Origin of the sequence: Corynebacterium sp. NML140438 (assembly GCF_001875725.1) — a bacterium.
Lineage (GTDB): Bacteria > Actinomycetota > Actinomycetes > Mycobacteriales > Mycobacteriaceae > Corynebacterium.
On the sequence record NZ_MLCQ01000011.1, the window covers coordinates 1 to 16,316 of the forward strand.

The following is a 16,316-nucleotide window of genomic DNA, read 5'->3' on the forward strand; positions in this document are numbered from 1 at the left end:
TTGTTCAAATAATTGCACTGCCTGTTCACGCTGCTCTTCGGTCAGCTTGCTTCCTGGTCTCATGCGCACTGCTCCTTGTGTGAGGGTGGTACTGGTTTTCACAGTCCAACTTCTGGGGAGCAGTTCAAACGATCTCCGGGGAACAATTCGTCATCCGACACGAAAGCCACCTCAGACCCCCTCAACATGGCTTAGCAGCGAGCAGGGAAAATAGAATCTTGCCAATCTGGCGCGCAAAGGAATTTGGTGCCACTCCCCTGGCAGGACCGAGTGACAAAAGACGCAACCCAATTATATCTAGCCATTCAAACACGCAGGTAGCGAATGGTCTAGGCGTTAAAGGTTGCGCCTTTTGTCACTCCGGCGCCGAACGGGCACGTACTTACACACATAATGTCCCTTAAGCCCCTAAAGCCGAAATGCAGCCACACAGCGAAAAGACCCTCCCCGATTCCTCGGAAAGGGCCTCTGACCTGGTGCGCCATGACGGGCTCGAACCGCCGACCTACTGGGTGTAAACCAGTTGCTCTTCCAGCTGAGCTAACGGCGCGCTGGGTAGAAACTTTAACAAAGCTCCCACCAAAGACAAAATCACTGCCGAAGGGGCAGGTCAAAACCTATTTTGGCTATTTTGGTACGCCTGCGGAGCGGAGGCAGGAGCCTTGCCATTCGCCGAGTCGGTCGGCGGTGGTTTGGACCAGGCCGGCGAGTTGGGCGGATTCGGAGATGACGCCGGGTTGTACGCCGCCGGGTTTGGAGGCGCCTGGGGTCATGAGCCAGATGCGGGCGTCGTCGTCGAGGTTGCGGGAGCAGTCGACGAGGACGTCGACAAGGTCGCCGTCGTCTTCGCGGTACCAGAGCAGGATCATGTCGCAGAGGTCTTGTGCGTCTTCGTCGAGGAGTTGGTCGCCGATGCGGTCTTCGATGGCCTCGGAGATGGTTGCGTCGGCGTCGTCGTCCCAGCCGATTTCTTGGACGATTTCGCCTTGTTTGACCCCTAGTTGGTCAGCGTATGTATCGACACCGTTGGCGCCCAACGTTCTTATTCCTCCTAATGAGATGGGTGTTATATGCAAATATGCCGTTTAGTGTACATCTGCTGGTTACAGCTTACCGGACAAATATGCACCAACCTCCGGGTGCCCTCGAGTTTTGTGACGCCCGACGCAATTGGTTGAAACCACGTATCCTGTTGTGCAGGTTTTCATTCCCGCCTGTGCCGCACCTGGTTGCAGGCCCGAAACGTGAGGAGGACGTTCCTTGGCTGAACACAATAATGACTCCAACATCCCGTTGATCCGCGAGGGTGTCGCTTCGTATCTGCACGATACGGACCCGGAAGAGACCCAAGAATGGATTGATTCGTTTGATGGGATTCTGGACCAGTCCACGCCGGAGCGTGCTCGTTTTTTGATGCTGCGCCTGTTGGAGCGGGCGTCGGCGAAGCGAGTGGATTTGCCGGCGTTGTCGTCGACGGATTTCGTGAACACGATTCCGACGAAGATGGAGCCGGAGTTCCCGGGCGATGAGCAGATTGAGAAGCGGTACCGCCGCTGGATGCGTTGGAACGCGGCGATCATGGTGCACCGCGCGCAGCGTCCGGGTGTGAAGGTTGGTGGCCATATTTCGTCGTATGCGTCGGCGGCTGCGTTGTATGAGGTTGGGTTTAACCACTTCTTCCACGGCAAGAACGCTGAGCAGGGCGGCGACCAGATTTTCTACCAGGGTCACGCTTCCCCGGGTATGTACGCGCGTGCGTTCCTGGAGGGTCGTCTGACTGAGGATGATTTGGATGGTTTCCGCCAGGAGCATTCGCGCCCGCAGGGTGGTCTGCCTTCGTACCCGCACCCGCACGGTATGGGGGACTTCTGGGAGTTCCCGACGGTGTCGATGGGCTTGGGCCCGATGAATGCGATTTACCAGGCACGCTTTAACAAGTACTTGCAGGATCGTGGCATTAAGGACACGGATCAGCAGCATGTGTGGGCGTTCCTCGGCGACGGCGAGATGGACGAGCCAGAGTCGCGTGGCTTGCTGCATATGGCGGCGCTGTACGGGCTGGATAACTTGACCTTTGTGGTCAACTGCAACTTGCAGCGTCTCGACGGCCCCGTCCGCGGCAACGGCCAGATCATTCAGGAGCTTGAGGCGTTCTTCATTGGCGCTGGCTGGAATGTGATCAAGGTGATCTGGGGCCGCGAGTGGGATGAGCTGCTGGAGAAGGATAAGGATGGCGCGCTGGTCCACGTCATGAACACCACCCCGGATGGTGATTACCAGACGTTTAGGGCCAATGACGGCGCGTACGTGCGTGAGCACTTCTTCGGCCGCGACGAGCGGACAATGAAGCTTGTCGAGGACATGACGGATGAACAGCTGTGGGCGCTGCGACGCGGCGGCCACGATTACCGCAAGATTTACGCCGCCTACAAGCGCGCGCTGGAGACTAAGGGGAAACCGACGGTTATTCTGGCGCACACGATTAAGGGATACGGCCTGGGCCACAACTTTGAGGGCCGTAACGCGACGCACCAGATGAAGAACCTCACGCTGGAAGACTTGAAGCGTTTCCGCGATAAGCAGGAAGTGCCGATTAGTGACGAGGAGCTGGAGAAGGATCCGTACCTGCCGCCGTACTACCACCCGGGCGAGGACGCACCGGAGATCAAGTACTTGAAGGAGCGTCGCGAGGAGCTTGGTGGGTATCTGCCGGAGCGTCGTGTGAAGTTCACGCCGCTGGAGCAGCAGCAGGACTTCGAGAAGGCTTACAAGGCCATGTTCAAGGACTCGGGTAAGCAGGAAGTTGCCACGACGATGGCGCTGGTGCGTACGTTTAAGGCGTTGATGCGCGATAAGGAGATCGGTAAGCGAGTTGTGCCGATTATTCCGGATGAGGCTCGTACGTTCGGCCTGGACTCCTGGTTCCCCACCCTAAAGATTTACAACCCACAGGGCCAGAACTACGTCCCGGTAGACTACGACTTGCAGCTGTCCTACCGGGAGGCGTCGGACGGCCAGCTCCTGCACGAGGGCATCAACGAGGACGGCTCCTCGGCGTCTTTCATCGCGGCCGGTACGTCCTATGCGACGCACGGCGAGCCGATGATCCCGATGTACATCTTCTACTCGATGTTCGGTTTCCAGCGCACGGGCGATAACTTCTGGGCTGCTGGCGACCAGATGACGCGCGGTTTCATCATCGGCGCAACTGCGGGACGCACCACCCTGTTTGGTGAGGGCTTGCAGCATATGGATGGTCATTCGCCGATTTTGGCGTCGACAAATCCGGCAGTGGTCACCTACGATCCTGCCTTCGCGTACGAGATGCCGTACCTGATTACAAAGGGCATTGAGCGCATGTACGGCGACGGCCACGGCGAGGACGTGATGTACTACATCACGGTCTACAACGAGCCGACGCACCAGCCGGCGCGCCCGGAGAACCTCGATGTCGAGGGCCTGCACAAGGGCATCTACCTATTCGACGAGGGTGAGAAGCACGAGCACAACGTGTCGCTGCTGGCTTCCGGTATTGGTATGCAGCAGGCGCTTCGCGCGCAGAAGATCCTGCAGGAGGACTACAACGTGGGTGCTTCGGTGTACTCGGTGACCTCTTGGGTGGAGTGCGCGCGCGACGGTGCGCGTGTGGCCAACGAGCAGCTGCTGCACCCGGGTGAGGACGTCGGCGAGGCGTTCGTCACCCGTCAGCTCAAGCAGACGGAGGGCCCGTACGTTGCGACGTCCGACTTCGCCACGGACCTGCAGGAGCAGATCCGCCCGTACGTGCCAGGTCAGTACCTGGTGCTTGGCGCGGACGGCTTCGGCTTCTCGGATACGCGTGAGTCGGCGCGTCGCTACTTCAACATTGACGCGGAGTCGATGGTGGTTGCGGCGCTGATGGGTCTGGCGAACGAGGGCAAGATCGACATGGATGTTGCTGCGCAGGCCGCGAAGGACCTGAAGATTGACGACCCGACCGAAGCCTAAGGGCTAGCGCTGCAGGTACGGGGCGAGCACCGGAATGTTCGGCGCAAACGCTGCAAACAGCGCCCCGACCACTGCGAGCGTTGAGAGCACCCCGAGCGTGATGATGAGCGGCCTCGATACCGAGGAGCCGTTCGCGTCCGCTGGGGGTGTTTGCGGTTGAGTCGGCTTTTCTGGCGGGTTGGGGCCGTCGTGACTGAGCTCGAGGCCGGCGGTGCGGGTGGTGCCGTCTTCGAAGGTGGCCCGGATGGTGACGTTCCATGGCGTTTCGGCTGCCTCTGTGGCGGTACCGCTGACGGTGCCGGTGACTGGGTCGATAGAGAGGTTCCACCCGGCTGGTGGGTTGATGAGTTCGAACTTCGCGTCGGTTGGGAATGCGACGCGCTCGCGGTTGTAGTTGTGCGGGGTCGCCGTGAATGATTTGCCGTGGGCGACCTGCACGGGCTTATAAACAGGTTCGTAAATCAGGCGCTGATCAGCGATGAGTGAGACGGTCGTAGTGACCCGCTCCTGGGAGCCGTCCGGGTAGGTCACCTCGATGTAGAGCTCGCGGGTGTTTTCGCCCCGCTTGACTGTTGTGCACTTGGGGGCGTAGAGCTGGCCGGCCTCAACTTGGTCGCAGTTGTAGAACTGCAGGCGCGCAACCAGTGTGACGCCGTCATTGTCAATGTTCGCTGTCACGGGTTCCCCCAGTTCTTCGCCTTGGCCCATGATGCGAAACGTTGTGCCCTCCGGCGCCCCGGTTGGTGTAAAGCGAGTGGTTTCTGTGTAGAACTGTCCCTCGACCAGTGGTAGGTAGCGGGGCTCCATTTGGAACGTGGGCTGGTAGCGGTCAGCGTCCGTGGTAACAGCCGCCGCGTGCGGTGCGCAGGCGATGGCGCAGGTTGCGGCGGTAGTGACGGCGAGCAGTGTGTAGTTCATGGGTCATTTCACGTCTTCAGCAATGCGTTGGATGAGTCGGTTGATGGCGGTGCTGACGGCGCCGGGGGCGTCGAGAGGCGGCATGTGGCCGCTTTCGGGCAGCACCTGCATGTAGGCGCGCGGCCAGATCTCGTGAAGCTTCGCGCTTTGGGAGACGGGGGTGACGGCGTCGTGGTCACCGACGAGGATGTAGCCAGGGATGGTGGCAAGCACCTCGCCGGCGTCGAGTTCTGAGTGGTGCAGCAGGTCCTCGAAGTAGCCTGCGTAGGTTTCCAGCGGTGTTTCGCGGATCATGGCGGCGTGGAACTGGACCAGCTGGTAGCTCATCGGGCGGAAGTAGAACCCGAGCGCCAAGATCGGGGTGAGCATGTCGGTGACGACTTGCCGCACGCCTTCCGCGAAGTGCGGGGTCACGGCGACGACGCCTTCGATGAAGCGCCCGATCGGTCCGGCAAGGATCTGTGGCAGGCCCTGGACGGTGAATGGTTCGACCGCGCTGGAAATCTGCACCGAGCCGGCGAGGTTGAACTCGTGGTGGTAGCGCCGCATCATCGAAAGCGAAATCGGGCCGCCGAGCGAGTGCCCGACCACGATGGCGGGGCCACGCACGTTACGTTCGCGCATGACGGCGGCGACGTCGTCGGCGGCGACGTCAATAGTTAAGAGTTCGGGATCGACTTTGCCGGTCTGCCCGTGCCCGCGCAGGTCAAGCAGCAGTTGACGCACCCCGTGGCCTGCGACCGCTTCGGTTTGCAGGAAGAATTCCTCGGCGGCGATGTTGAAGCCGTGAACGTAGACGACGGTGACGGCATCCGGGTCTTCGGGACCGAGTTCGTACCAGTGGATGTTGACGCGCTCTCCCCCGGCGTCGACTTTGAGGACGCCCTCGCGATCGGGTTTGAGCCCGTATTCGCCGTCGCCGGTGTGCAGCAGTTCGCGGGTTTCCACGAGCTGTCGGCGCGCTTTCGGCGTCAGCGATCGGAGGTAGGCAACTGTTTGCAGCATGCTTCCACCTTATTATGTGGGTATGGAACTCTCACAACGCTTAGATTTAAGCGCGCTCAAGCTTGACGACGCCCCCTCCGACCCCACCGCGAACACCGAGGATGCCTCCGCGTTCGCTCAGCTCACGCGCCTCATTGAGCGGGTGACCGGCGAAGACACTGAAGCGCTGGATCGGGAGACCACGCTGGATGGTGCCGGGGTGGCGTCGTTAGATCGTATTGAGCTTGCGGTGCGCATCGAGCAAGAGCTTGGCGTGCCGATTGATGAGGAAACCTACCGGCAGCACTCGACGCTGGGTGAGCTGTGCGCCTACATTGAAGGGCACGAGGACTACAAAGGAGCGTAGCGTGACTATTTCCTATCTCACTGACATGGACGGCGTCCTGCACAAGGAAGGACAGATGATTCCCGGCGCGGACGCATTCATTCAGCGCCTGCACGATGAATCGATTCCGTTTATGGTGCTGACGAACAATTCGATGCAAACCCCGCGCGACCTCTCGGCGAAGCTGGTCCGGATGGGGTTGCAGATTGAGCCGGAGCGGATTTGGACGTCTGCGACTGCCACTGCGACGTTCCTGTCGCAGCAGGTCGGCGAGGGCTCAGCGTACGTGATTGGTGAGGCCGGGATGACCACCGCCCTGCACGAGGCCGGGTGGATCCTGACAGACCAAGACCCAGACTTTGTGGTGCTGGGTGAGACGCGCACCTATTCGTTTGAGGCGATCACTACCGCTTGCAATCTGATTCTGAAGGGTGCGCGGTTTATCGGCACGAACCCGGACCTGACGGGACCGGGCCCGAACGGGATCCTCCCGGCGACGGGCGCGGTGGCCGCGATGATTACGTCGGTGACTGGGATGGAGCCGTACTACGTGGGCAAGCCGAACCCGGTGATGATGCGCTCGGCGCTGAACAATATCGGCGCCCACTCGGAGCACACAGTGATGATCGGTGACCGGATGGATACTGACGTGAAGTCTGGTCTGGAGGCCGGGATGCGCACGCTGCTGGTCCGCACGGGAATTTCGGACGACGCCGAGATCGCCCGCTACCCGTACAGGCCAACGAAGGTGATCGATTCCGTCGCCGAGCTTGTGGACGTCATCACCGACCCGTTCGGCGACGGCGCCTACAGCTAGCCCCTCCCCCGCTCTTATCCTGCCGCTTCGACGCTGGCGCTGAAGCCGTACTCGGTGGCCAGCGCCGCGAGCGCTTCGGCGAAGCTGCGGGTGACGTCCGGGGTTGCGCGGAAGACTTCACGGCACTGGTAGGTGCCGGAGCTGTCGCGGCGCCAGCGGGTGAACCAGGCGTCGTCCCAGAGTGCTTCCTGGTTGACTGGTGCGTCCGGAAGCATGAGCAGGAGCTCTTCGACGTGCATGCGCGCTGCGGCGGGCATGTCCTGGATGCTCATGACGGAGGTCGTAGGCGCGGCGCAGACAGAGCGCCACGTACGCGGGGCAACGAGTGTTGTTGTCATTGTGGGGACCCTTCTGTGTGTGACAGTGCGGCGCACGCGTCCGGTGACTAGTCGGTTCCGCGCCCGCTGACTAGGCGGGCGCATCTTCGTGCGAGACGAGGTTCGTCTTCCCCAACGACCTCTCGCATCACTTTGCATGACACAAGCCACACCGGGCAACCCTCAACAACTGGTTGATCCCCCTGTTTATTGAAGCTCTACTTGAGGGTCAGCGGTGCGCTAGGCGTTGCCGGACTCCTCCACGTTTTCCTCCATCGCTTTGCCCGCGAAATACTCGCGAAGTGCGCTGACCAGTTCTTCGTCGGAGGTGTCGCGGATCATCTGCGCGAGTTCGTCGCAGGAATCAGGGCGTAGCCCGGCGCGCGCAGCAAAGGTATCGAGCAGCGGGTGCACAGAGCGGTACTCGGGTTGTTTCGGGGTATACGCGCCGAACCAGTAGAGCGCCATCGCGCTTATTGACGCCACCACCGGCGCCACCAGCATGCCTTGCCAGATGAGCTCGAAACGGTCGAAACCGAGCATCAGGACGGAGGCGAGCACCGCCGGAATAACATACATCTTTTGCGACGTAAATAGGCTGGGAACTTTTCCGAGTACGACGTCGCGTACGAGGGAGCCACCAACGGCGGTGATCACGCCGAGCAGGATGCAGGACACCCATCCCAGCGCGTTGTCGAGTCCACGTGTCACACCAACGACTGCCCAAACTCCGACGGTGGTGATGTCCGCGTAGAAGCGGAATTGCCCCCAGGCTGCAGCCTTGAAGTCGAGGAAGTAGGCGATCACGGCACCGGCGACCGCGGTGATGAGATACCCGGGGGTTTGGAGGGCGGCCGCGGGTCCGTCGTTGAGGAACGTGTCGCGGAGCACGCCTCCGGCAAGCGCCGAGATGAGCGCGATGAAGGTAAACCCGATGAGGTCGAAGTCCATGCGCTTGGCAATCTGCCCGCCGACCACCGCTGCGAGCCCTACCCCGATGTATTCGAGGACAAAGTACAGCGTGTTCAAACTACTCGAGCGCCTTTACTGCGTCGAGCACCATGGCCCAGAAGCGTTCGGCGTCGAGTTTCGTGGCCACGGAGGTGTGGCAGTCAGCGGGCGCGGGGCTACGGAAGTCGGCCACGGTGCGCCCGGTGGTGAGCACACCCTGCGTCTCGACGTCCACCGGCACCTTGACCGTCTCCACCACAGTTGGGTCGATCAGGTAGGCAACGCAGCACGGGTCGTGGACCGGTGGGTCGTCGAAGCCTTGGGCGTCCTGGTAGTTCTTACGGAACGCACCGAACAGCCCGACGACGAAGTCGCCGACGTTCGTGTCCAGCGCTGCAAACTGCTCCTCGACCTCTTTGGTTGCCAACGCCTGGTGCGTCAGGTCCAGGCCGACCATGACGACGGGCCACTGCTCGTTGAAGACGATGTGGGCGGCTTCAGGGTCGACGATGATGTTGAACTCGGCGCTGGCGGTCCAGTTCCCGGCGCCGTAGGCCCCGCCCATCAGCACGACTTCCTTGACGCGCTCCACAATGCGCGGCTCGAGCCGGGCCGCAAGCGCAATGTTGGTCAGCGGGCCGGTTGGTACCAGGGTGACGGTCCCGGCAGGCTCGTTCATAATCGTATCGATGATGAACTGCACGCCATGCGTGTCCTGCACCGCAACTTCCGGCTCGGGCAGCTCGAAGCCGTGAATCTCCATGCCGGTGTCGCCGTGGATGCCCTCGGCGGTTTCCACCTCGCGCAGGATCGGGCGGGTCGCACCTGCGTAGAGGGGCACGTCGGCGAGTCCAGCAACGGTCAGCACCTGCGCTGCGTTACGGGTGACCTTCTCTAGCGTGTGGTTGCCACCGACGGTGGTCACGCCGAGGAGTTCAATGTTTGGGTTTCCAGCTGCGAGCAGGATGGCGACGGCGTCGTCGTGACCTGGGTCGCAGTCGAGGATGATTTTGGTTGTCATTTACTGCACCTTCTTTCGTGCCGCGTCTTCGGCGGCGATTGTGTCAGGAAGCGCCTCTGGGCGCGGGATGAGGAAGGACGTACAAAACGCGCCGATGAGCAGTATCGCACCCGCGATCATGCCGGCGCGGTAGCCGCCGTTTTGGTCGGCGAACGTGGTCACCACCGCGAAAATTACAGTGAAGGAAATACCCGCGCCCAGGTTAAACGCGCCCGCGTTCAGACCAGGCAGGTAACCCTGGTTCGTCTTCGGCGCCAGCACCACCTGGAGTGAGCCAAGCATGATGTTTGCGATACCCGCGTAGGTGATACCGGCTGCGATCGACAGGGCCAGCAGCAGCCCCTTCGTGGGGTTGCCCACCACATAGATACCGAACACCACCGACAGGAAGGCGCCTGCGATGCCGATCTGCAGCATCAGCTTGTAGCCCACTCGTCCCGCGCAGAATCCGGCGATCGGCCCGAACACCAGGCCCGCCAACGCGTACGGGGTCAGCGTCCACCAGGACACCACGCCCGCTGACATCCCCGGTCCGAACATTTCGTCCTGGGCAAGGTTTGGCACCAAACCGTTCATGACGGCGAAGATGCCGGTCATGGTCAGGGTGGTCGTCGTCAAGAGTGCCCACGTGCGGCGCTGCTTGAGCAGGTGCGGGGCGACCAGTGGGTGCTCCGTGGAGGACTCGATGCGCCAGAACACCACCAGCGCCGCCGCGCCGACCGCGAGCAAGACGATGACCATGAACCAGTTCGCGGCGGCCAGCGCCCCTGCTTCGTTCAGCGCAGTCAGGATCGCGCCAACTGCGACGACGAGCGGAACCACGCCCTTCCAGTCCATGGCGTAGCCGGCGTCGGACTTCGTCTCACGCACGCCAAAGTGCACGGCGAACACCGCCACAACCGCGAAGGCGCCGATCACCCAGAACAGGGAGCGGAAACCGAAGGCTGCTGTGAGCCAGCCGCCCATGATGGCGTCGATACCCGCGATACCCCCGTTCACCGAGGTCAAGATGCCGATAAGTAGTGCAAACTGCTTCTCTTCGCGCACCTCCTGGCGCAGCATCACGGACGTCAGCGCAACCGTTGGGCCGGACACGCCCTGAATCACGCGCCCAATGAACAGCATGGTGACGTTCGCCGCCAGCGCCGCAACCACCGAGCCAACCGCGGTGACCACCATCATGCCCACCAGCACTTTTCGACGCCCAATCAAATCTCCCCACCGCGGCATGAACAGGGAAAACAGGGCTGCAGCGGTAAAGAACGCGGTCTGCGTCAATCCGATCTGGGAGGTGGTGGCGTCGAGCTCGCGCTCCATGGTCGCCAACGCGGGTGCCAGCATGGATGCGTTCAGCTGGAACGCGAAGACGGCAGTGAGCAGGGCAAGCATGAGGGGCCAAACCTGGGCCGTGGGCAGGCGGTGGCCTGCTTCCGGGGGTGGCGTGTGTGTATCGTGCATGCCCCCGAGTTTAAGCCAGGGCGTTCCAGATGGCAGTGTTCGTTTCCTGCCACAACGGCTTTGCCCATTCACCAAACTGATGGTCTGTGAGCGCAATCATCGCCTGGCCCTGCGCAGCCCACAGATAAGTCCCCGTCATACCGAAATGGCCCACCGTGTCGGCCGGCATGGTGTCCCCCGTCCAATGGGGGGACTTCTCCCCCTTGATCTCAAACCCGAGCCCCCACGGGCATGGCTTTTGCATCCCGTAGCCCGGCACAACCCCGCGTAGATCCCCGAACTGGTTGCGGAACGCTTCAGCGACCGTGTCCGGGTGCAGGAGCGTGGGCTGGAGCAGTTCGGTGGCGAACTTGCTCAAGTCCGCAACACTGGCTCGCGCCCCGTGGCCCGCGGAACCTTCCAGCACGGCCGTATCCATCCCCAATGGTTCAAAGACGCCCTCGCGCAGGTACTCAGGAAACGCGATGCCGGTGGTTTCCTCCACAAGATCCGCGAGGATCTCGTAGCCCGCCGAAGAGTAGATACGCCGCTCCCCGACCGGTTTTTGTGGGCGCCTGCTGTCGAATCCGACGCCACTCGCGTGCGCCAGCAAGTGGCGCACCGTGGAGCCCTCCGGCCCGCACGGGGTGTCTAGCTCGAAGGCACCTTCCTCCACCGCCATCAGCACCCCGTACGCGGCGAGCAGCTTGGTCACGCTCGCCAGCTCAAACACGCGGTGTTGGTCCCCAAACGTTTCCCCATACTTGCCGACGAGCGCCGCCGCGCAATGCTTCACCGGCCAGGATGCAAGGTGTTCTTCCAGAATCATGCTCACATGATAGCTAGTCGCGCGCCCACTCGACGCGCACGTCGTAGTCCTGCATCGCGGTGCCCTGCTTAAGCGCCTCAGCGTGCGAAGTCATGAGTTCCTCCACGCGCGTGTGCGCCCGATCCAGCAGCCCCTCCTTCACCGCGCGATCCGCTGCACGCGTCTTTTCCTCGGCGAGGAAACCAGTGACGTCCTCCACCTTAACCTGGTTGAGCGGGTTCATCGACTGCTTATACACCTGCACGCTCGTGTCGTCGATCTCGGAGGAGGTCACACTCACCTCCGGGACGTGAACCGTGATGGTCTGGGCGGCGTCGTCAATGTTGACGCCAATCGCCTCAACGTCCGCGATACCCGCCTTGACGGTCCCACTGTAGCTCAACAGGAAGTTGCGCCCGGTCAGCGGCACCTTCACGCCCGCAAGCTCAAGCCCCTTGTTGTCGTAGTTGCCCACGTTCGAGTACGCATACTCCTCAACGGAGAGCTCCCCCACCTGCCTAAACGACGCCCCTATCGACGCCTCACTGATCTCCTCCCGACCTACCTGCAAGCCATTCGGGACCACAAACTTCAGCAGCGCCAACGCCGTTGCCAGTGCAACCACCAGCGCTGTGAACACCAGCGCCCCTACTCGAACTCCTCTTTTTTCCACGCTGCAAGACTACAGCGAGACCCTAACGCCCAATCTCATCGGGGGCACAAATCGTAATTTTGTCCAGGAACGGCTGCGGCGCACCGCGACCTCGCAGCGCGTTGCCGTTGTAGCAGGCCGTTATCATCCCGCGCTGCGTCGTCCCGTCCGGCTTCAGCGCCACCCAACGGTCCCCCTTGCGCTCAAACGGCACAATCCAATCCGACTGCTTCTGCCCCGCCACGGCCCACTGTCCCTCGCAGTACAGCACACTCGTCCCAGTCACACCTGGCCAGCCCGGCATCGCCGCGTCAAAGGCCTGCGGCGAGCACCTATTTTTCGACGCCCCTCCGAACCCCAACGCCGCCAACCCCGGCACCGTCGAGGACAACCCAGTCAACCCAGCAAACACCGCCGGATCCACATTCGGGATCAGACCCTGCGACACCGCAAACGCAGCGCCCGCCCCAACCGCGGCCAGCACACCAAGCGTAATGCCCGCAATCGCAGCCGGGCTCAGCTCCTCGCCGTCTGAGCTGCCGGAGCTGCCATCCGTCGTTGTTGTCTGCTGCGCCCCTTGCGCATTCCCGTCCGCCGAGTTCTCCTCCGCCCACGCGACAGGCGCCTGGACGGCCGTCACGGACACAGCCGAAGCTACAGTGAGTGCAAGCAGTGAGTGTTTCATAGCGACCACCCTACATACCGCCCACCTTCCATGTCCACGAAACACGCTCCGACCTGGCGATTTTTCAATTTCCAACATCCAGGTTAAAGTATTGCTCGTTGCTTTCAAGCACGTATTCCTCCATAGCTCAGTTGGCAGAGCATTCGACTGTTAATCGAAGGGTCACTGGTTCGAGCCCAGTTGGAGGAGCAACTACAACCCGAGGCGTTTGCCTCGGGTTTTTGCGTTTCGGATTCGCGGGTCGGCAGACGAGCTGCCGGGCAGACGAAGGCTCCGCTCTCGTCGACCTACTCCGGTTGACCAACGCAGGTCAGCGCAAAATCGACAGAATAGCCCCAAATCAGCGAAATCGCGCTGACCTGCGTTGGTCGACGCTATGAGGTCAACGGGAACAACGGGCACCCTTTCATAAAAGTCACCGCGATAACCCCCTTACCCCGACCGATGTAACAGTTCGAGTGATATTATTACTAAAGTGTGAAAATATCACACGGAATGTTACATAAAGGAGTAACGATGCCCCATCCCCGCCAAGACAACGCCCTACTAGTGCGCCGTATCCACAAGCAGCTAACAAAGCAGCACGACGAGCTACGCGAAGCAGTCGGTGTCGCGCTGGACTACCGCCGAAATCTGCCCTACGTCGATTACCTCGATGAGTACCCAGGGTTAGACCGTGAAGCCATGCTCGTGGCACTGCATCGGCAGTTCCGCGAGAGCGGACTCGGAGGTCTTAAACTCTGCGAAGCATCAGGGTTTCCCACCCGCCTATGGTTTGAGAACGACGACGCCTTCCTGGTGGTGCGCCGCAAGAAAGGATTCCGCAACTCCCCCATAGAGACCCCGGACCAACCCTTAATCGAAAACAAACGCCGTATCGTATTGTTCTGGGAGTTCCCGAAGCCGGAGACGGACTCGATTACCAAGTTTTCGATACAACTCTTCGACGGCGAAGGCACCCTTGAAGAGGCAAGGAAACTATCGCAAGAATTCCAGCTACTTACTCCTAACGAGAAGATCACCGAAGACAAGTTTTCCCCAACACGCGCCGACGAACAAGGGTTCAACTTCGGCACCTAGAAAGCACCAGCTACATGTCCACTGCAAGCACAAACCTCAAACACATCAGAATTCTGCTTGGCTACACGCAAGGAGCCTTCGCCGCAGAGCTCGGGGTTTCGCAATCAACACTTAGTAGCGTCGAACGCCAACGACGCAACCTGTCGCCACGGCTCCTGACTACCGCGCAGTTTGTCACCAAGGTTCCCCGCGAGTTCTTCGAAGAACCCATCGACTACTACGACTCACCGGACCTCCTGTTCCGAACAGCACGACTAGGGCAACCCGAATCGGAGAAAATCGCCACCGCGTTCTCGATTACCGAGCACTACCTCAAATGCCGCTTCCCCGACCAAACCAGCAGCCTGCCAAAGCTAGACCTGCCTGATCAACCACTAGACCAGATAGTCATCGAGGACGCAGCCGCCCGCACTCGCGAACACCTACAACTCGCACCCGATACCGCTATCGGCAACCTGACAGCAGCACTGAACCAATGCGGTGTGATCGTCACATCACTTCCCGACGACGTTGTCGACGGCACCAACTTCGACGGTGTTTCCACCCCCACAGCAGCACCTCTGCGCGTCATTGCCCTCAACCGGCAACGCAGCGGCGACCGCTACAGGTTCAGCCTCGCGCACGAACTCGGCCACCTCATCCTGCACACCGCAACAACCCGGCGCGACCTGCCTGTAATTGAGACTGAAGCCAACCAGTTTGCAGGAGCGTTGCTGATGCCCCGGCAGCTTCTCGATGGTGTTGTCACGCCAGCAACAACGTTGTCTGACTATGCGCACCTGAAATCGCAGTGGGGCTGTTCGATTCAGGCGATTGTGCGGCGAGCCCATGAGCTCGATCTGATTGATTACAAGCGTTACCGGAGCTTGCGTATGCAAATCTCCGGGCGCGGTTGGCAGGTGAAGGAGCCTGTCGACGTGCTGTTGGAAAACACCTTCGTCGAGCCTGTTGACCTGACAGCCTTGCATCGGCCTCACGTCGAGGCATCACCAGACGAGTCGAGCCTTGCCAGTGTGACGCAGCTACCGTCAATCCACCCCTAACCAGAAAGCCACCGATGACGCCTGATTACATTGCGCTGCGGTACATGGCCACCGAGCTAGGCGTGTGGGTCGATGTCAATGACGCTGTATGGCTCGCAGGTGACGCTGGTGGATGGTTCCCCGACTACGACCTGATTTTGCTTGAGCCCGGTCTGTGCCAGATCGAACAGCGCTACGCACGTGCACACGAGTCGGGGCACGCTACCCACGAGCGCCACGCAAGGGTAAGCGAGTCGCTCCATGCCCGCCAGGATCGACAAGCTGACCAATTCGTTGCACCCCTGCTTGTCTCCCCGCTAAAGGCCGAGCTATCTGAACGCCTCTATCAGCACAGCCCGAACCTGCTCGCACAAGAACTAGACGCCACAACCTACGTTGTCACCAGCTGGCAAGACCTTGATAGCGACCACACAATCAGACAAAGACAACAAGTATGACCGCGAAACCTGCCTACTCCATCGGAACTGTAATACTTCTCTGAAAACCATGAATAAACGCATCTACCTCTACGCCGACGAAACCGGAAACCTTGACTACGACGGGACACCGAACCCACAAGGTGGCGGAGCATCAACCTACTTCGGCTTCGGAACCGCCACATTCCAGCATGACACACACGGAGACGACCTCTTACAGGGTCTCCACCTGCGCGCTAGTCGCTCCAAAGAAGGAATAAAGCTCACTCGCGGCTTCCACGCCGTCGACGACTCCGCTAGAACGCGAAATGAAATGTTCAGCCTTATCCAGAAGCAGGCGCCCCGCTTCGATACAACCTTCCTGTACAAGTCAAACGCATACCCGCGCATCAAAGACGCTGGACCAATGCGTCTCTACAAGACAGCCTGGTACTTACACCTCAAAGAAATCGCCCTCCAAGTTTCCGAACCTCAAGACGAGCTGTTCGTCATTGTGGCAGAGTTCGGTACCAAGGGAATCAGAGAAGCTGCACGACAAGCAGTAGAAGAAGTGTGCAGTCAGATACAGCGAAATATCACGCTATGTGTGTGGACTGCGCCCTCAGCGTGGGGATTGCAAGTAGCTGATTACGGTCTTTGGGCTGTGCAGCGGCATTTAGAAGGTAAGAAATGCACATGGTTTGAGCCGTGCATTAAACCGACGCTTGCGAGTTTGTTCCTTCCATGGGGGTTAAGGGTCAAAAAGTGTGTCCGGAATCGCGGATTTTCACGGATTGACCTGTAGGTTTCCGGAAAGTATATGCTCCGGAAGCATATATCTAGCCCCCGACGGGAAATCCTCGGTGTGGCAGCCG

The 16,316-nt window shown here is 60.6% G+C and carries 17 protein-coding genes and 2 tRNA genes; 8 read left to right on the top strand and 11 right to left on the bottom strand.

The genetic code is table 11. The features are described from left to right. Positions 1 to 474: 474 nt before the first annotated feature. Both BJP08_RS02345 and BJP08_RS02350 read right to left on the bottom strand, forming a co-directional pair. Positions 475 to 550 (bottom strand) — tRNA-Val (locus BJP08_RS02345). Between the two features lie 76 nt (positions 551 to 626). Continuing rightward, positions 627 to 1,037: a DUF3052 domain-containing protein gene (locus BJP08_RS02350; RefSeq protein WP_071568083.1), complete on the bottom strand. Its 411-nt coding sequence runs from the start codon at positions 1,035 to 1,037 to the stop codon at positions 627 to 629. A gap of 223 nt (positions 1,038 to 1,260) precedes the next feature. On the opposite strand from BJP08_RS02350, the gene aceE reads away from it, so the two are divergent. Then, a complete protein-coding gene (gene aceE, locus BJP08_RS02355) occupies positions 1,261 to 3,987 on the top strand; it encodes a pyruvate dehydrogenase (acetyl-transferring), homodimeric type (protein ID WP_071568084.1) in 2,727 nt (908 codons plus the stop codon). Between the two features lie 3 nt (positions 3,988 to 3,990). On the opposite strand, the gene BJP08_RS02360 is transcribed toward aceE, so the two are convergent. Next, a complete protein-coding gene (locus BJP08_RS02360) occupies positions 3,991 to 4,905 on the bottom strand; it encodes a Rib/alpha-like domain-containing protein (protein WP_071568085.1) in 915 nt (304 codons plus the stop codon). A 3-nt stretch (positions 4,906 to 4,908) separates the two neighbouring features. After that, positions 4,909 to 5,910 carry an alpha/beta fold hydrolase gene (locus BJP08_RS02365; protein WP_083428365.1) on the bottom strand — a complete coding sequence of 334 codons (1,002 nt, stop codon included), beginning with the start codon at positions 5,908 to 5,910 and terminating at the stop codon, positions 4,909 to 4,911. A 22-nt stretch (positions 5,911 to 5,932) separates the two neighbouring features. Between BJP08_RS02365 and BJP08_RS02370 the strand changes: the two genes are divergently transcribed. Together BJP08_RS02370 and BJP08_RS02375 are read left to right on the top strand one after the other, a co-directional pair. Next, positions 5,933 to 6,256, top strand: a complete 324-nt coding sequence (locus BJP08_RS02370; RefSeq protein ID WP_071568086.1) for an acyl carrier protein — start codon at positions 5,933 to 5,935, stop codon at positions 6,254 to 6,256. 1 nt (position 6,257) lies between these two features. Continuing rightward, the gene (locus tag BJP08_RS02375) at positions 6,258 to 7,052 is read left to right on the top strand and encodes an HAD-IIA family hydrolase (RefSeq protein ID WP_255364736.1); all 795 of its coding nucleotides are present in this window, start codon (positions 6,258 to 6,260) and stop codon (positions 7,050 to 7,052) included. 14 nt (positions 7,053 to 7,066) lie between these two features. Here the strand turns inward: BJP08_RS02375 and BJP08_RS02380 are convergent, their stop codons facing one another. The 7 genes from BJP08_RS02380 to BJP08_RS02410 form a co-directional block, all read right to left on the bottom strand. Then, positions 7,067 to 7,390: a hypothetical protein gene (locus BJP08_RS02380; RefSeq protein WP_071568087.1), complete on the bottom strand. Its 324-nt coding sequence runs from the start codon at positions 7,388 to 7,390 to the stop codon at positions 7,067 to 7,069. Positions 7,391 to 7,609: 219 nt separating this feature from the next. After that, positions 7,610 to 8,398, bottom strand: a complete 789-nt coding sequence (locus tag BJP08_RS02385) for a trimeric intracellular cation channel family protein (RefSeq protein ID WP_083428367.1) — start codon at positions 8,396 to 8,398, stop codon at positions 7,610 to 7,612. 1 nt (position 8,399) lies between these two features. Further along, positions 8,400 to 9,341: a nucleoside hydrolase gene (locus BJP08_RS02390; protein WP_071568088.1), complete on the bottom strand. Its 942-nt coding sequence runs from the start codon at positions 9,339 to 9,341 to the stop codon at positions 8,400 to 8,402. After that, positions 9,342 to 10,799: an MFS transporter gene (locus BJP08_RS02395; protein ID WP_071568089.1), complete on the bottom strand. Its 1,458-nt coding sequence runs from the start codon at positions 10,797 to 10,799 to the stop codon at positions 9,342 to 9,344. 10 nt (positions 10,800 to 10,809) lie between these two features. Further along, positions 10,810 to 11,607 (bottom strand): serine hydrolase, encoded by a 798-nt coding sequence (locus tag BJP08_RS02400; RefSeq protein ID WP_071568090.1) that lies wholly within the window; start codon positions 11,605 to 11,607, stop codon positions 10,810 to 10,812. A 13-nt stretch (positions 11,608 to 11,620) separates the two neighbouring features. Further along, positions 11,621 to 12,259, bottom strand: a complete 639-nt coding sequence (locus BJP08_RS02405; RefSeq protein WP_083428368.1) for a DUF4230 domain-containing protein — start codon at positions 12,257 to 12,259, stop codon at positions 11,621 to 11,623. Positions 12,260 to 12,281: 22 nt separating this feature from the next. Further along, positions 12,282 to 12,923 (bottom strand): hypothetical protein, encoded by a 642-nt coding sequence (locus BJP08_RS02410; protein WP_071568091.1) that lies wholly within the window; start codon positions 12,921 to 12,923, stop codon positions 12,282 to 12,284. A 116-nt stretch (positions 12,924 to 13,039) separates the two neighbouring features. On the opposite strand from BJP08_RS02410, the gene BJP08_RS02415 reads away from it, so the two are divergent. The 5 genes from BJP08_RS02415 (at position 13,040) to BJP08_RS02435 (ending at position 16,246) form a co-directional block, all read left to right on the top strand. Then, positions 13,040 to 13,112: transfer RNA gene (locus BJP08_RS02415), tRNA-Asn, on the top strand. Between the two features lie 327 nt (positions 13,113 to 13,439). After that, complete coding sequence (locus tag BJP08_RS02420) at positions 13,440 to 14,003, top strand: hypothetical protein (RefSeq protein WP_071568092.1); 564 nt, start codon at positions 13,440 to 13,442, stop codon at positions 14,001 to 14,003. A 14-nt stretch (positions 14,004 to 14,017) separates the two neighbouring features. After that, entirely contained in the window at positions 14,018 to 15,046 is a 1,029-nt protein-coding gene (locus tag BJP08_RS02425) for an XRE family transcriptional regulator (protein ID WP_071568093.1), read from the top strand. A gap of 14 nt (positions 15,047 to 15,060) precedes the next feature. Then, positions 15,061 to 15,483: a hypothetical protein gene (locus tag BJP08_RS02430; RefSeq protein WP_071568094.1), complete on the top strand. Its 423-nt coding sequence runs from the start codon at positions 15,061 to 15,063 to the stop codon at positions 15,481 to 15,483. A 49-nt stretch (positions 15,484 to 15,532) separates the two neighbouring features. Next, the gene (locus BJP08_RS02435) at positions 15,533 to 16,246 is read left to right on the top strand and encodes a DUF3800 domain-containing protein (RefSeq protein ID WP_071568095.1); all 714 of its coding nucleotides are present in this window, start codon (positions 15,533 to 15,535) and stop codon (positions 16,244 to 16,246) included. Positions 16,247 to 16,316: the final 70 nt, after the last annotated feature.

Bases quoted from the DNA above. Each gene is read 5' to 3' on its own strand.
- BJP08_RS02410 (WP_071568091.1), bottom strand. From the start codon at position 12,923: ATGAAACACTCACTGCTTGCACTCACTGTAGCTTCGGCTGTGTCCGTG.
- BJP08_RS02425 (WP_071568093.1), top strand. From the start codon at position 14,018: ATGTCCACTGCAAGCACAAACCTCAAACACATCAGAATTCTGCTTGGC.
- BJP08_RS02420 (WP_071568092.1), top strand. From the start codon at position 13,440: ATGCCCCATCCCCGCCAAGACAACGCCCTACTAGTGCGCCGTATCCAC.
- BJP08_RS02400 (WP_071568090.1), bottom strand. From the start codon at position 11,607: ATGATTCTGGAAGAACACCTTGCATCCTGGCCGGTGAAGCATTGCGCG.
- BJP08_RS02380 (WP_071568087.1), bottom strand. From the start codon at position 7,390: ATGACAACAACACTCGTTGCCCCGCGTACGTGGCGCTCTGTCTGCGCC.
- BJP08_RS02435 (WP_071568095.1), top strand. From the start codon at position 15,533: ATGAATAAACGCATCTACCTCTACGCCGACGAAACCGGAAACCTTGAC.
- BJP08_RS02390 (WP_071568088.1), bottom strand. From the start codon at position 9,341: ATGACAACCAAAATCATCCTCGACTGCGACCCAGGTCACGACGACGCC.
- BJP08_RS02365 (WP_083428365.1), bottom strand. From the start codon at position 5,910: ATGCTGCAAACAGTTGCCTACCTCCGATCGCTGACGCCGAAAGCGCGC.
- BJP08_RS02360 (WP_071568085.1), bottom strand. From the start codon at position 4,905: ATGAACTACACACTGCTCGCCGTCACTACCGCCGCAACCTGCGCCATC.
- BJP08_RS02430 (WP_071568094.1), top strand. From the start codon at position 15,061: ATGACGCCTGATTACATTGCGCTGCGGTACATGGCCACCGAGCTAGGC.
- BJP08_RS02395 (WP_071568089.1), bottom strand. From the start codon at position 10,799: ATGCACGATACACACACGCCACCCCCGGAAGCAGGCCACCGCCTGCCC.
- BJP08_RS02370 (WP_071568086.1), top strand. From the start codon at position 5,933: ATGGAACTCTCACAACGCTTAGATTTAAGCGCGCTCAAGCTTGACGAC.